This is a genomic window from Candidatus Baltobacteraceae bacterium, assembly GCA_036559195.1.
In the GTDB taxonomy this organism is placed as follows: Bacteria; Vulcanimicrobiota; Vulcanimicrobiia; order Vulcanimicrobiales; family Vulcanimicrobiaceae; genus JALYTZ01.
This window is the reverse complement of sequence record DATBTN010000047.1, coordinates 80,351-94,879: the sequence shown is the minus strand read 5'-3', so window position 1 is coordinate 94,879 and position 14,529 is coordinate 80,351. Positions and strand designations below refer to the sequence as shown.

General features: G+C 63.5%; 17 protein-coding genes. 9 read left to right on the top strand and 8 right to left on the bottom strand.

Features of this window, described 5'->3' with window-relative positions:
• From VIG32_06870 to VIG32_06845, 6 genes are all read right to left on the bottom strand, one after another.
• The coding region (locus VIG32_06870; protein ID HEY8297729.1) for a carboxypeptidase-like regulatory domain-containing protein at positions 1-651 on the bottom strand (651 nt) is incomplete at its 3' end.
• An 11-nt stretch (positions 652-662) separates the two neighbouring features.
• A complete protein-coding gene (locus VIG32_06865) occupies positions 663-1,328 on the bottom strand; it encodes a hypothetical protein (protein ID HEY8297728.1) in 666 nt (221 codons plus the stop codon).
• Positions 1,319-2,194 carry a pilus assembly protein TadG-related protein gene (locus tag VIG32_06860; GenBank protein HEY8297727.1) on the bottom strand — a complete coding sequence of 292 codons (876 nt, stop codon included), beginning with the start codon at positions 2,192-2,194 and terminating at the stop codon, positions 1,319-1,321. Before VIG32_06860 ends, VIG32_06865 begins: the two co-directional genes overlap by 10 nt.
• Positions 2,188-2,859, bottom strand: coding sequence for a hypothetical protein (locus tag VIG32_06855; GenBank protein ID HEY8297726.1), 672 nt, complete (start codon positions 2,857-2,859; stop codon positions 2,188-2,190). Before VIG32_06855 ends, VIG32_06860 begins: the two co-directional genes overlap by 7 nt.
• Positions 2,856-3,041, bottom strand: coding sequence for a hypothetical protein (locus tag VIG32_06850; GenBank protein HEY8297725.1), 186 nt, complete (start codon positions 3,039-3,041; stop codon positions 2,856-2,858). The genes VIG32_06855 and VIG32_06850 overlap by 4 nt, the downstream gene beginning before the upstream one ends.
• Before the next feature lie 5 nt (positions 3,042-3,046).
• The gene (locus VIG32_06845) at positions 3,047-4,474 is read right to left on the bottom strand and encodes a pilus assembly protein N-terminal domain-containing protein (GenBank protein HEY8297724.1); all 1,428 of its coding nucleotides are present in this window, start codon (positions 4,472-4,474) and stop codon (positions 3,047-3,049) included.
• 67 nt (positions 4,475-4,541) lie between these two features.
• On the opposite strand from VIG32_06845, the gene VIG32_06840 reads away from it, so the two are divergent.
• Genes VIG32_06840 through VIG32_06800 form a run of 9 tightly spaced genes read left to right on the top strand, consistent with a single transcriptional unit; the run spans position 4,542 to position 11,562 of the window.
• Complete coding sequence (locus VIG32_06840) at positions 4,542-5,084, top strand: hypothetical protein (protein HEY8297723.1); 543 nt, start codon at positions 4,542-4,544, stop codon at positions 5,082-5,084.
• Between the two features lie 12 nt (positions 5,085-5,096).
• Positions 5,097-5,258 (top strand): Flp family type IVb pilin, encoded by a 162-nt coding sequence (locus VIG32_06835; GenBank protein HEY8297722.1) that lies wholly within the window; start codon positions 5,097-5,099, stop codon positions 5,256-5,258.
• Positions 5,259-5,300: 42 nt separating this feature from the next.
• Positions 5,301-5,828, top strand: coding sequence for a prepilin peptidase (locus VIG32_06830; GenBank protein ID HEY8297721.1), 528 nt, complete (start codon positions 5,301-5,303; stop codon positions 5,826-5,828).
• A gap of 9 nt (positions 5,829-5,837) precedes the next feature.
• The gene (gene cpaB / locus VIG32_06825; protein HEY8297720.1) at positions 5,838-6,704 is read left to right on the top strand and encodes a Flp pilus assembly protein CpaB; all 867 of its coding nucleotides are present in this window, start codon (positions 5,838-5,840) and stop codon (positions 6,702-6,704) included.
• A complete protein-coding gene (locus VIG32_06820) occupies positions 6,701-8,791 on the top strand; it encodes an ATPase, T2SS/T4P/T4SS family (GenBank protein HEY8297719.1) in 2,091 nt (696 codons plus the stop codon). Before cpaB ends, VIG32_06820 begins: the two co-directional genes overlap by 4 nt.
• Positions 8,785-9,651, top strand: coding sequence for a type II secretion system F family protein (locus tag VIG32_06815; protein HEY8297718.1), 867 nt, complete (start codon positions 8,785-8,787; stop codon positions 9,649-9,651). Before VIG32_06820 ends, VIG32_06815 begins: the two co-directional genes overlap by 7 nt.
• Positions 9,648-10,511: a type II secretion system F family protein gene (locus VIG32_06810; protein HEY8297717.1), complete on the top strand. Its 864-nt coding sequence runs from the start codon at positions 9,648-9,650 to the stop codon at positions 10,509-10,511. The genes VIG32_06815 and VIG32_06810 overlap by 4 nt, the downstream gene beginning before the upstream one ends.
• Positions 10,512-10,513: 2 nt before the next feature.
• The gene (locus tag VIG32_06805) at positions 10,514-11,125 is read left to right on the top strand and encodes a prepilin peptidase (GenBank protein HEY8297716.1); all 612 of its coding nucleotides are present in this window, start codon (positions 10,514-10,516) and stop codon (positions 11,123-11,125) included.
• Positions 11,125-11,562 carry a DUF192 domain-containing protein gene (locus VIG32_06800; GenBank protein HEY8297715.1) on the top strand — a complete coding sequence of 146 codons (438 nt, stop codon included), beginning with the start codon at positions 11,125-11,127 and terminating at the stop codon, positions 11,560-11,562. Before VIG32_06805 ends, VIG32_06800 begins: the two co-directional genes overlap by 1 nt.
• Here the strand turns inward: VIG32_06800 and VIG32_06795 are convergent.
• The gene (locus tag VIG32_06795) at positions 11,550-12,962 is read right to left on the bottom strand and encodes a glycosyltransferase 87 family protein (GenBank protein ID HEY8297714.1); all 1,413 of its coding nucleotides are present in this window, start codon (positions 12,960-12,962) and stop codon (positions 11,550-11,552) included. The two genes, VIG32_06800 and VIG32_06795, sit on opposite strands and share 13 nt — an antisense overlap.
• A 3-nt stretch (positions 12,963-12,965) precedes the next feature.
• Positions 12,966-14,489, bottom strand: coding sequence for an AAA family ATPase (locus VIG32_06790; protein HEY8297713.1), 1,524 nt, complete (start codon positions 14,487-14,489; stop codon positions 12,966-12,968).
• Between the last annotated feature and the right edge of the window lie 40 nt (positions 14,490-14,529).

The following is a 14,529-nucleotide window of genomic DNA, read 5'->3' as shown; positions in this document are numbered from 1 at the left end:
TTCGTCGAAGACCAACGGCGAAGCACCGTACGTCGCGCGATCGGCATTCGCTTGTTGCAGCCATGCCGCCTGTTCGGCCGTGAGACGCGTCAACGACACGTTTCCGACCTGCGTGTTGAAGCTCGTGATGTTGAATTTTTCATGCATCGTCGCGTAGCCGGATTCAAAGATTTCGAGATAATTGCTGCCGGGCAAGAGCGACGTGACCGTGAACGAACCGTCCGCCGCAGTCGTAGCGCTCGCCGTTGGATTGGGCGGCGGTGTTGAACCCGGCACGACCTGCGGTTCGATCACGACGACGGCGCCGGCGATCGCCGCGCCCGAGTCGGCGTCGCGCACGGAGCCGCTCGCATAATATCCGGTCGGCACCGGCGTCGGCGTCGCACCCGGCAGCGGCGTGCCTACCGGAGCGGGCGTCGGCGAACTTCCGGGATTCGGCGACGGCGAACTGCCCGGCACCGGGGAGTTTTGCGGCGACGGTTGCGTGCCCGGCAGCCCCGTCGGTGCCGTGCTCGGAAGAATGGGGCCGACCGAGCCGCTGCCGCCGCCGGTCGCGACCGAAGGAAGGGCGCCTCCGCCTCCGCCTCCGCCGCTGCAGGCGGCGAGGGCTCCGAGCGCCAGCAATGCGTAGATCGTCGCTTTGAAGTTCATCTATACAATCTCTAGCAGCCGCCGCCGTTGGCGGGCGGCGGCGTTGGTAAGCCGGGCATCGGCGTCGGGAGTCCGACCGTGCCGTTGGCGGTAATACTATTGAGGGTGGCGTCGTGCGCTTTGCTCACGCAGTACAGGATGATGCCCGGATAAGCCGAGTGCGCGAAGGCCGTAATCGCGTTCGTCTGCGCGAAGATTTTGCCGAGCAGCGGCTGCAAATACTGTGGAACGCTCACGCCGGCATTCGACGTGATTTGGGTGGCGGCAATAAAGCGCGAGGCCAAGAACGACGCGCCGCCGAGATCGGTAAAGGTAACCTGGCAGCTCGAACTGGTCGTGTCGCCCGCCTTATCGACGGCCGCATCCGGACTCCAGAGCGGCGCGGTCGATGGCCCCGGGTATGGCGCGCTGTTGGTGTAGACCCCCGGAGGCGCCGTCGGGCACGGCACGGGCTGCGTACCGCCCGAAAGATTCGCATAGATATCGGCCGCGGTGTACGCCTGGGTCTGTCCTTGCACGAACGACTCCACACCCGCGTAGCGCATTCCCAACTGCGTGCGTTCGTTCACGATACCAAAGTGCGCGATGTAGAGCATCGCGAAGATGATGAAGAGCATGATCGGCATCATGAGCAGCGTTTCGAGCAGCGTCTGGCCGCGCTGACGTTCTAGTTGCACGGCATGCTCGAAGGCTGGAGCGCGCCCGCCCACGGGCGAAGATGGCCGACTCCGTACCAGTTGACGTTAACCTTCATGCCGGAGTAGTCGACGGTGTACGCGGCGCTGGGATAGGCGTTCGCCCATTGCGCCTCGACCGGCTGGTAGACTTGGTTGGTCGATGGGTTTACGGCCGTGCCGGGGTCGAACGACTCGGTCGCAATCGGCGCGACGACGCCCGCGGCGCGGCCGATGGCTTGAAACTGCCCGGTCATATGAAGCAGCGAGGCGGCGAAATACGGCACGTTGTGACACGTTACGACGTCGGCCTCGGTTGGGCTCCCGCTGCATTTCTTTCCCTGGCACTGGCCCGCGTAGGTCTGCGTGTTGACGTTGAATGCGAACGCGCAATCGAAGTTCGAGCAGTCCGATCCGATCGCTCGGATGGCCTTTTTCTCGTCGGCTTGCTGGCCGCCCTCGGTGAAGTTGTTGCCTTCTTGCAGTACCTGCAGGTTGCCCTGATAGGCGCTCACCGCTTGATCGTACTCGGTCACGAGCGTTCGATAGTTCTGGTCGCACGAGCCGCCGGGTGTGCTATCACAGCCGCCCGCTCCGTAGATGGTGTTGAGTATCGCTTGGTTCAAGTAACGGACGCGGTTTTCGTCGACGGCCGTGGCATAAAGAATCGTCGAAATCTCGTTGTAAACGTTGGCTTGAACCGAGAGCGAGGCGGTCGCGGCCGAATCCGCTGCGTTCTGCGCGCGCACGTGCCATCCCAAGATATTCACGTAGTTGCTCAAGAAGAAGAGCATCGTCAGCAGCATCAAAATCGAGAACGACCAGAACGGCAGCGTTTGGCCGCGCTGGCGCTCGAGGCGCGCTAGCACGTGGCACCCGCATCCCACGAGTAGATCGTGTTCTCATTCGTTCCGGCGGCGTACGCGTCGAGATCGGTGCCGCGAATTGCGGCGTACCCGTTGGGCCGCGAACTCGGAAAGCTTACCGACGAGTAGGTCCCGGCGTGATCGTACCACTCTTGAAAGCGCCCGTTCTTCCCGTTGCCGCTATAGTTGATCGCTTGGGCCAAATAGGCGCAATGCGCGGCCGGATAGATGCACGACGTGGTCGGATCGCAATAGTTATTGAGATTGGCGTTCACGCCGAATGCGTATTGGGGCGGTGCGTTACCCTGCGCCGTCGGCGTGTAGGGCTCGATATCCGCACCGGCAATGGTCAGCGATGCGGGCATTCCCGGCACGAACGCTAGACCCGGCATCTTTACGCTCGCCTGTCCGATGACGACTCCCGGCCGCGGCGTTGCGATCGAGATGTCGCCGGCGGCGATTCCCGGAAAGACCGATGCCGCGAGCGCCGTCGGCGCCGTAACCCCGTTGGCGGCGGCGTTGGAGGCCACGAAAGCCGCGCCGTCGGCCGAGGTTTGTCCGAAGCCGTACAAACCGATCTGCAGCGCTCCGAGCATCATCAAGAGTGCGACGGCGAGCATGATGGCGGTCTCCGGGAGCGTGTTTCCGCGTATGCGCCGGGCGTTCACGGGTTCACGTTTAAGTTGGAAAGGCCGCTGCCGGTCGCTTGCAGGACCCGTTCGAGCGCCAAGATGAGGCCGGCGAGCGCGAAGATCATCGGGATGGCCGCTACGGCGGCGACGATGGCATACTCGACGACGGCTCCGCCGTCGTCGTTGATAAAAAACCTCCGCAGATCGTTCCAACGCATGCGCGCTACCTCGTAATCACGTACGGCGTCATGACGAAGACGACGTCGGTTTCGCTGCGCTGGTAGCGCACGTCGCGGAACAGGCGGCCGATGATCGGCAATTGGCCTAAGAGCGGAATCTCGTCGACGTTGCGCTGCTCTTGATGGCGCAGCAGGCCGCCCATGATGATGCTCTCGCCCGCCTGCGTCACGAGCTCGGTCGAAAGTTTGCTTTCTTTGAGTGCCGGGATGACGAAGCCGTTGATGCTCACGCCGTCTTGAAAGTCGAGATCCGAAACCTCCGGGGCGATCTTCGTTTGAACGCTGCCGTTGCCGAGGAGGATCGGCGTGATGTCGAGTTTGACGCCAAAATCCTTATAGGAGATGCTAACCTGGCCGAGTCCCGTCGACATGGGTACCGGGATCTCGCCGCCGACGAGAAACGTGGCTTGGTTACCCGGCATCGTCACGAGATTGGGGGCCGAAAGGACGCGCGCGTGGCCTTCTTGGACGAGCAAGTCGATTTGCGGTGCGACGACGGTCGTTCGAAAAAACGGTCCGAGGCGAAACGGATTGAGCGGCGTTTTATTCTGCTCGATGATTGGAAAGCTCGGCGCTCCAAGAATGATCTGGCCGTTCGAAAGATTCCCGGCGTTAAGCTTGACGCCCAGCTGCGAGAGCCCGGTCTTGTCGATCTCCAGCACGCTGACGCGAACGTCGATCTGCGTCTCTAATTCCGTTCCGAGACGGTCGATGAGTTGCCCGGTTGCAGAGAGATAGCGGCCGGAAAGCGTGCGCACTCGATCGAGCACTTGCTGCCGCGTCGCTTCGTCGCGTACGCGGCCGCTGACGATCACGTTACCCTTGTTGTCGGGATCCACGCGAATTCCCGAAGCGCCCGGCAGTCCGGCGACCTGCGCTTGGAGGTCGCCTAAGGGATGGGCGATGAGAACCGCGTTGACGATCGTGTACTTCTCGGCTTTGGCGACTTCGGCGAAACGGCTGAGAATATCGCTGACGGCTTGAAAATGCGCGCCGTCGGAAACGGTTCCGCGAACGACGATCGTGTGCCCGAAATCTTGAACGAGCACGTCGTGCGAGTCGATCGTGCTGCGCAGCATCTGCGCGACGGCGTCTACGCCCGTCGAGGTTACCGTCAATTCGATTGCGTGCTGCGTTTGCTGCGAGGCGCTGCCGGTCCAAATGAGGACGGTGGTCGTACCCGGCGTTTTAGCGTCGATGAGGAGTTGCGAAGTCCCGATCGGCACGATCGATGCGACGCCGCGATCGCCGATCGCGACGCGCCGCAGATGGGGATACGTTAAGACGGAATTCTGACCGGTCTGCAGCGTGAGCGTCTTGACGCCGGGGTCGGCCGAGGCCGCTGCGGATCCGCCGCAGAGTACCGCGAGCGCGAACGCGAGCGAGCATAGGGAATGGCCGAGATATTTCACGAGCGGATTATGACACACGCCGCGACCGTTAATGCGTTAACGCTTCTTGACGTTAAGTTAACTTTTTTTGGAATCGCTTGCGCCGGCCGCGCAGGGCATGCAGTATTGTCCCATCGGCTCACCACCGGGCCGTTTTTTACTGGAGGCCGTTCAAATCCTAAAGCAAATCGCGCTCTTCGCCCTGGCCGGAATCGCTGCTGTAGCAACTCCGTCCGCGGCGATGGCCGAACCAACCCAACCGGTGAGCGTCGCCCCCAAAGCGACGGTCGGCATGCTTGGGTTGCATATCGAGCCGGCGACCGGTACGGATGCCGTCTCGATTGCTTGCAGCGGGCCGGCCGGCGCGCCGGTCACCGTTACGCTTTATGCGACGCTCTCGTCGGATATTCCGACGGTCGTCGTCAGCCGCCACGATTTTACGATCGACTCACACGGAATGCTGGCAACCACGATTCCGATCGCGTCGGATTTCGTTCGCGGCAGCATTCTCACCGTCCGAGTTACCTCCCTCGACACGGTCTCGCCGGCGCAAGCTTCGCTCATCGTCGGCGCGCCCAACCCGCACGTCAAGGTTCCGGTGGAACAATTGCCCCCCATCTTCACGCACTAAGGAGACTCTACAATGCTCAACACGATCAAGAATTTCATTCGCGACGACGAAGGCGCCACCATGGTTGAATACGGTCTGATCGTCGCCCTCATCGCCGTCGTCTGCATCGGCGCCGTGATCCTCATCGGCAAAAACCTCAACACGACGTTCACCACCGTTTCGAGCGACGTCTAGGACGACGCGAAAGCGCAGGAGGCCGCACGCGACAGAATGACCATGCAACAGATTCTCGAGCTCTTCGTTCTGTCCGCGTGCGGTATCGGCGCGGTAGCCGACCTGCGTTCCAAACGGATCCCCAACGTCCTGACGTTCGGTGCGGCGCTGACCGCACTCGCCCTTCAGGCATCTTTCGGCCTGCGAGCGTTCTTTATGGCGTTCGCGATTATGTCGCTGGTCGCGACGGCCGGATTCTTCGTTTTTAGTTTCAAGCTGATCGGCGGCGGCGACGTAAAACTCATCGCCGCGATCGCCGGCGCGTTCGGCTTTCCCGATGCGATACCGTTCGTGCTCTATACGATGCTTGCCGGCGGCGTGCTGTCGCTAGCCTATGCGTTGGGACGCGGCACGCTCAAAACGTCGATGCAAAATACGTTTGCGGTAGCGCACCCATTACTCTATCGCCAATTGCCCGCCGGGCTGCCCGCGACCACCGCGAAGATGCCTTACGGTTTGGCAATCTTCGTCGGCGCGGCGCTCGTCGTACTCTCGCACAGCTATGCACCTTTTCTCCGCCTCCCGCTCTAAGGACCCTCGATGAATACGCGACGCACGACGATCATTGTCGCCGTTTTGCTGGCCATCGGCACCGGTTGGCTCACGCTGACCTATCTGCGCTCGTTTCAGCAGGCCAACGCGCCGGCCAACGAGCTTCGGCGCGTGCTGGTTGCAACGCAAGATATTCCCGCGCGGTCGCCGATCACGCCGGCCATGTTTACCGTCGCGACGCGACCCATGAAACAGACCGATCCCGATGCAATCGGCGATCCCGCCCGCGTTGCCGGCAGCATCTCGCTCATTGGAATTCCCGCCGGCTCCCTGCTCACGCAATCGAAAGTGGGACACCCGATCGACGTCGGTCTCTCCGTGCGGCTCCAACCGGGCATGCGCGCGGTCTCGATCGCCGTCGATCGCGTTAAAGGCGTGAGCGGTCTGCTCGAAGCCGGCGATCGCGTCGACGTGATCGCGAGCGTGCCGAAAGAGCCCGGCGCGGGCCCGCGAGCGGTCACGATCATTCGCGGCGCGACGGTGCTCGCCGTCGGCGTAACGCTCGAAACCGCGCAAGCCACGCCCTCGCCCGACGAGCAGAACGCCGCCACGGTGACCCTCGGCGTCACGCCGTCGCAGGCCGACCTGCTAACGGTCGCCGATAACAATACGAACCTGCGTTTGGCGCTGCGATCGCCGCGCGAGAAGCTGCGATCGGAACCGGTCGAAGCGCTCAACCTCAACGGACTCGGCGAGCCGTCGATGAATGCGCCGCGACTTCAGGCGCCCGCGCTCGCCCCGCCGGTCTTGGCAGCCGCTCCCGCGCCCGCACCCGTACGCCCCGCGGATCCGCCGCCCGTTCGGCGCGCGGTCTCCGGGATCACCGTGATCGAAGGCACCGGAGTCGAACAATGAAATCCGCGGTGTTCGTTCTCATCGGCGCCAAGGGCGGCGTCGGCACGAGCACGCTCGCCTACGAATTGGCCAAGACGATGGCCCCCAAGGCGAGCGCCGCGCTCGTTGACGCCGACTTCTCGGGACGCCGAAGCATCGCCGTGCTTTCCAAAGCGACGCGCGAATTCGACGCTTCGCGCGGCGAGCACGAGATTGCGGTTCATCGTACGGGCGGTCTCACGATGGTCGAACTCACGGATAGTTACGATATGGCCTTGGCGCTCGACTGCGACGCGGTCGATCGAATGGCCGACGAACTCAACGAGGGGTACGCGGCGGTCTACGTGGACGCGCCGCAGCCGTTTTCGGCCGCAATCCGCAGCTTCGTCTGTCGCGCGGCCCGCTTTCTCGTCGTCGTCGAACCCGATCTCTTAGGACTCACGGGGGCGCGCGCCATGCTCAACGAGTTGGTACGTTTCGGCGTCCCCAAGGGGCGCATAGCGGTCGTCACCGACACGCATGCGGGCAAGCCGCAAATCTCGCGAGCCGAAGTGGAAAAAGTGCTCGGCGCCGGCGTCGCCGGCGAGATTCCGCCGCAGAGCGATCGGCAATTCCGGCGCGCCGTCGAGGCGCTCAACGCCTACCTCCTGCAAGTGCCCGAGCAACCGCCGATCGAGTCGCTGCGACCGTCGGCGCGCGCTCCGCTCGGCGAGCGGCGGCGCGAAAATCTCCAAGCGTTTTCACTATCCGACCCGCTCCTGCCGCCGAGCGCCATGCCCGAAAATCGTATCGTCGCGGCCGACCCGCACGAGGCCGTTCGCAATCTCATGAAGACGCAGGTGCATGAGGAACTCGGCAAGCGGCTCGATTTCGTGCAGGCCAGTCACGTGCACAACGACGCGCAGAAACTCGCCGAACTGCGCCTGAAGATCGACGAGCTGACGCGGGAGATCATCGCCGAGCGCAGCGACGTCGGAGGGCCCGAAGAAGCCGCCCGCCTGCGTCGCGAAATCATCGATGAAGCGTTGGGTTTTGGCCCGCTCGAGGACCTGCTGCGCGACGATTCGATCAGCGAAATCATGGTTAACGGGCCGCACAAGATTTACGTCGAGCGCAAAGGCAAGCTGGAACTCACGACCAAGCAGTTTACCGACAATCGCCAGTTGCGAATGGTCATCGATCGCATCATCGCTCCGATCGGCCGGCGCATCGACGAGTCGGTCCCGATGGTCGACGCTCGATTGGCCGATGGTTCGCGCGTCAACGCGATCATCGAGCCGCTCGCGCTCAAGGGCCCGACGCTCACGATTCGGCGCTTCGGAACGAAGCGATTGCAAGTCGAGGATCTGCTGCGTTTGGGCGCTCTCAACGATCCCATGGTGCAGTTCCTGCGCGCCTGCATCCAAAGCCGAATGAACATCGTCGTCAGCGGCGGGACCGGTTCGGGCAAGACGACGCTGCTCAATATTCTTTCGGGGTTCATCCCGTCGAACGAGCGCATCGTGACGATCGAAGACGCCGCCGAACTCCTGCTCAATCAACCGCACGTCGTTTCGCTCGAATCGCGCCCGGCGAACATCGAGAACCGCGGCGAAGTAAAAATTCGCGATCTCGTTCGCAACTCGCTGCGCATGCGTCCCGACCGGATCGTCGTCGGCGAGTGTCGCGGCGCCGAGGCTCTCGACATGCTGCAGGCGATGAATACCGGTCACGACGGCTCGCTTACCACCATTCACGCCAACTCCGGACGCGACGCTATGTCGCGCGTGGAGACGCTCGTCCTGATGGCCGGGTTCGATCTGCCCGTGCGAGCGATTCGCGAACAGATCGCGAGCGCGGTCGATCTCGTGGTCCAGTCGGCGCGCTTGCGCGACGGCAGCCGCAAGATCGTGAGCATCTGCGAGATCGTCGGCATGGAGGGCGACGTCGTCACCATGCAAGAGGTCGTTAAATACGCGCAGCACGGCCTCAACGAGGACGGCAGCGTCATCGGCAGCTTCGAGTATACCGGCGTGCAGCCGCACTCGCTGCGTCGATTCGACGAGGCCGGCGTAACGTTCGACGTTCGGTCGCTCTCGGCGATGCCCGCGGCGGGCGTATTGTGGTAACCGGCAGTCTTTTTCCGGTCCTGATCGTCATGGGGGTCATCGCTTTCATCGGCGCCGTCGCGCTCTTAGCGGGGCGCAGTTTGGGCGAGCGGGGCGTTCGCTTCGTTAAACGTTTTTCTACGAAGCTCGAACTCGCGGACATCCAACGCAAACCCGAAGAGATTCTGGCGATGACCGTAGGCGGTGGAGTGGCATTGTGGGCGCTGCTGGCGGTCCTGTTGCGCCCGGGGTTTCTGATCGGCGCGATCCTGCTGCCGGTCATGCTCGCCGTGACCTGCGGCGGTTTCTATGCGTTCGTCGGGTTCAAAAGCTCGCGACGCAAGGAGGCGTTTCTCACGCAGCTCGAGGTGGCGCTGCGGTTGATTTCGAGCGGCTTGCGCATCGGTTTGAGCTTGCGCCAAGCGATGGGTTTGGTAGCCGAAGAGCTGCAGGATCCCGCCCGCATCGAGTTCGCACGCATGATCGGGCAGACGAACATCGGCATCAGCCCCTACGATGCCCTCGACGACCTCGCCGAGCGGCTGCCGGGCGGCGAGACGCTGATGCTCGCGCGGGTCGTGCGCATCCAATCGCAGACCGGCGGCAATCTCGCGGTCATCTTGGAACAGCTTGCCGGAACGATTAAAGAGCGGCGCCGCGTCGTTCGCAAAATCAACTCGCTAACGGCCGAAGGGCGGATGGGAGCGCTCGTGCTCGAAGCGCTGCCGATCGGCGTCGGGATCTTTCTGATGGGCACGCAGCACGAGATGGCCGTCGGCTTGCTCACCACGATGATCGGCCACCTTACGCTCGGCGTGGTGGCGGCGCTCGAACTCGTCGCGATTCTCTGGCTCAATCAAATGCTCAAGGTGAACGCGTGATCGGCGGCGTCGCAACGGTCGCCATTGCGATCACCGTGCTGGGCGCGATCTCGATCTTCTTGCTCGCGATCTCGCTCATACCGCAGAAGAGCCTGCTTACGCAACAGATCGAGGACGTCAAAGGCCGCAATCTCACCGGCCCGCAGTTCAACCGCTTCGCGATGTTGGAGAAGATCTTCGGCGACGAGGGCCGCAGCAAACTGCAGAAGCAGTTGATCGAAGCGGGTTGGTATACGGTCACGCCCGCGCAGATGAGCGCGCGTATGGCCGCCGGCGCGATCGTCGGCCTGGCGTTCGGCGCCGGGATGCTGGCGGTGATCCATCAGGTCAGCATTCTGGTGGTCGTCATGAGTATCGTGCCCGCGATCTTCGGAATGTTTACGCCGACGATGCTGCTGACTCGTGCGATTGAATCGCGCAAGAATTCGGTGCAGCGCGTATTGCCCGACTTTCTCGACATGGTCGCGACGACCGTTCAGGCCGGTCTTTCGATGAATGCGTCGTTTGCGTACGCCATCCAAGCCGCGCCGGGCCCGCTGGGCGAAGAGATCAAAGAAACGCTTTCGCAGATGCGGCTGGGGCGCAGCCGGATAGACGCCTTGCGTGCCATGGCCAATCGCGTCAATCAGGAACAGCTTTCGACGACGGTATCGGCCATAACGCAGGCGGAGAAACTCGGCGCGAACATCTCGAAGGTCCTCGGCGAACTGGCGGAAGAAGTGCGTAACCACCGCGTGATGCTCGTCGAAGAGCAGGCGGCGAAGCTTCCCGTCAAGATGATCTTCCCGATGGCGTTCTGCTTGCTGCCGGCGCTCTTCGCCATCATTTTCGGCTCGGTCGGCTCGAAGCTGGTGCACTAACGATGCTCGTTGCCAATATGTTTTTCACGGCGCTCTTCTTCGGAACGCTCGGATTCGTCGGAACGGCGCTTGCCGGAAAGATCTGCGCGCGCTTGCCGCGACTGGAGAACGCTCCGCCGGCCGGCAAGGCGCCGGTGCCGTGGATCGTCGGCGGCGCGGCGCTTCTCGGGGCGCTAGTCGCCCTGCACGGCGCTCCCCCGCAGCAGGTCTTTCTGCTGGGCATCGTAACGCTCGCACTCGCCGGCGTCTGGTGCGCCGATACCGAATACGGCATCGTGCCGGACGTCTTCACGCTCGGTCCGCTCGCCGCCATTTTGCTGGTTGCGATTCTCATGCATCAGTGGTGGATCGTTCTCTCGGCATTCGTGCCGTTCGTGCCCTTCGCGCTCGCAGCCGTGCTTTCGAAAGGCCATGGAATGGGCTGGGGCGACGTCAAACTCGTCGCGCTCGGCGGCGCGCTGCTCGGCATGCAGCTCTCGATCGTCGCGTTCATGGCGGCGTGCGTCGCCGCTGTCGTCGTCGCGCGCTTCGCGCGCGTTCGTTCCGGTCCGATCGCGTTCGCGCCATACTTGGTGGCCGCGATCGGCGTCTCTCTTGGAGTAGTTGGTAACTGATGACGCCGGTTCTGGTTCGGAATAAGACTACGGGAAGCGTGATCGCGCGCGGCGTTAACGACGCGCGCGGACCGCTGACGCGCATCCTCGGGCTGATGGGGCGAGCCGCCGTGCGGCCCGACGAGGGCCTGTGGTTCGATCGATGCTGGGCGGTGCACACGATGTTCGTTCGCGTTCCGCTCGATATCGTTTGGCTCGACAAAGACTTGCGCGTGGTCGAGCTCGCGATCAACGTACGGCCGTGGCGCATGGCGGTGACGTGTCCGCGCGCGTACTCGGTGCTGGAACTGGGCTCGGGCGCGACGCGCGACCTGCTCGTGGGCGATAAACTGTCGTTCGAACCGCAACCGTTGGTGCGGGAACCGTTCGTCCTTCACACCGGCGGAGCCGAGGGTGAGTCCGAACCCGAGATCAAGCTCGAGCGCTACGCGAGCTGAACGGCGGTCGCGCGTTTCGTCGCGCGCGCCGCGCTGAAGAGCAGCAATCCGATTCCGAAGAAGGTTATCGACTTGTCGACCCAGAGCGCGGGAAAGGTCGTCGAGGTGTCGTTGTAGGCTTGCCAACTCACGTCGACGGGCGCGTTGGGCGCGGCGGCCGCGATATGGCTCGAGGCCGTCAGCGTCGTGGAGAGCGACGCAACTTCGTACAAATGCATCCCCACGAAGTACATTAACAACACGATCGAGCCGAGCATCAGAAGTATCGGAAGCGGTTTCCATCGCGGCCACACGAGCAAAATCACGCATATCGGGGCGAGCGCCGAGAAGGTCGCCCAGTTGGAAAACTGTTCCCACGGCACCGCGAGCAGAACGACGGCGAGCCAGGCGCGATGCCCGTTCATGCGCGCCGCGAGCATGCAGGCGAGCAGAACCGCGACGCCGATCTCCGAAAGATGGATGAAGCTGCCGCCCGCCACGGCGCACGCGGCCGGTGCCGCCACCAGAAACGCGCGTTCGTCGAAACGCCGCGCGAGCCGCCAACCGAGCCAAACGCCGAATGCGATCGTTACGGCGTATTGAGCGGTTCCGATTCTCACCGCTAACGGCGCGCTCGCTCCTAGGTGGTAGAGGATCGTCGTGAGGCTAAACTGCGATTGACTGCGCACTTCGGAGGCGGCGTGCAGCGGCAGCAGCGTCGTGAAATAGTAGAGGGTGGTTTGCGGCCCGCTGACCGCGAGGGCGAGCGCGGCGAGCGCGGCGCCGGCAAGCAGCAACCGCCCGCGAAGTTCCGGGACGAAAAGAAAGAGCGCGATCGCGGCCGGCAGCGCCACGTGCGGCTCGATCATCGCAAGCGCGGAGCAGAGCGCGGCGGGCGTCCACCGCCGGCGCGAGACGAAGTAGGCGCTTAAAAAAAGCAGGGCGATTGGAGCGGGCGGCAGCCCGGCTTGCGGTAACGAGGTCGCGCCGATCGCGGCCGCCGAGGCGGCGAACGCGGTGAGCATCGCCCACCCCGTGAGCTTCGCGACCGTCCACCCGCAGACGCCGATGCTCGCCACGAGGACGAGCCACCAGACGATCTTCGCGACTGCAAATGGGAGCAGCGAGAGCGGAATGAAAAACGCCAGGGCGTAGGGCGGGAGCGGGGCGGGGACGGTGACGTTGCGGAACTTGCGCGCGATCTCCGGGGCCGCCCGCGTTTCGCAGCCGTGCAGCGGTTGGTCCAGGTACGGATTAGCGTGCTCGGCCACCACGGAGCCGCCGCAGTAAAAGGCCTGAAAGTCGAAGCCGTTATCCACGAACGGAACGAACAAGAATCGCGATAATCCCGCCGCCAGAAGCAGAATCAGGACGCCCACGGTCCATTGCAGACTGCGCGGCAGCGAGAGAAACGGCTGCACGGGTTAGCCTACTTGAACGGCGATGCGCGAGGGCGCGTTGAGGCTTTCGTAGACGGCGGTCGCCTTGCTCGCATACTGTACGGTGCGAATCGTGTCGCCTTTGTCGCGATAGATCTGTTCGATCCGCCGCAGCACGATATGATAAAGCGACTCGTAAAGCGCGGCGTTGGTCTCGATCCAGGTGTCGGCGCCGTCGCTCCAGCCGAGACGGCCGACATAGAGCGAATCGGCGGCGCGGTAGTGTGCGAGGGACTCGTCGACGTTGCCGAGTTGATACTGTTTGTCGCCGTCGCCGACGTGCAGGCGAAAGCGCCGCGCGTCGAGCGTGATATTCGAAAAACTCACCGCGACGTCGCCGTCGGAGGTAAAGTAGCGGTCCACGTGGCCGGGGCCGACGGTCAGGGCGATAGCTTTGCGAATGTTGCTGCAGGCGACGCGCAGATTGGCAAACGCCAACGTCTGCTCGACCTCGGGCCAGAACGCGCCGCAGAGCTCGCCGCGCGATGCGGTGCCGTCTTCTTTCAACAACAAGTACTTAACGATCTGCGCGTCGCGGCGCCGTACCCACTTGATCGAACGGTTACCGATCTTGGCGTCGAAGGATCCGAACATTCGCACGAGCATCGGCGCGACTTCGGCGATCGGCGCGTGCGCGGTCGCGGGTGCGTTCCCCATCAACTGCGCGACTACGCGGTAGGGGCGGTATCCACAATCGCTATCGCGCGCCACGAACGCCCCGCGCCGCTCGAGCAGCGCGAGATCGTCCTCTTCCTCGAGAACGCCGGTCGCCATCAGCGTCTCCCAGATATCCGAACTCACGCCGTGCAAGCTGCGAACCGACGTCTCGATGAACTGTCGGAAGAAGAAGGCCTGGGCCTCGACCCAGCGCTCGTAGGCATTGCGCAACGACCGGCCGTTGGCGCTCGCCTCGCGAACTGCCCCGGCCACAACGATGGACCAGCCTTCGCTCGCCTCGTGGAGCGCGTGCAGGTCCGTGGCGGTGTTCTCGACGCCCAGTCCGTCGGCCAGGCGGCCGATCTCCGAGGTTTCGAAAGCGAGCGACCGCGCGTCGCAGAGGACCGCGAGACCGTGCGGCAGCAGGCGGTTGACGTCGATCGAGTCGCGCGAACGCGATGTGTAAATGAAGGTGACGTTCTCGGGAGCGTCCTCCACCACGCGGGCGAGGGTCGAAGCCAGCTCCCCGGAGAGCAGGTCCAGGTTATCGATGACGATATCGACGGGTCCGTCCGAGGCGATTTCACCGAAGAGCGCGGCCATGGTGTGGACGTGCGGCAGATCCAGTGTCTCGCAGACGTCCTCGAGGAAGCCGGCGAGGCTGAGCTCCGGCGTCGCATTCACATAGGCGTAGGGCCGCGTGGCGCTCCGCAGGTGCGTCACGATCGCCGTCGTCTTTCCAGAGCCCGAGGGACCGATCAGCAGGCGCAACGGAGTCTCCGCATGGCGTAAAAACCAGGTGGCGATCCGTTGGCGCTGGATGGTTCCAGGGGCGAGCCGTGGCAGCAACAATGGGCTTACTCAAATGAGACGAGCTTCCGTGCTCAGCTAC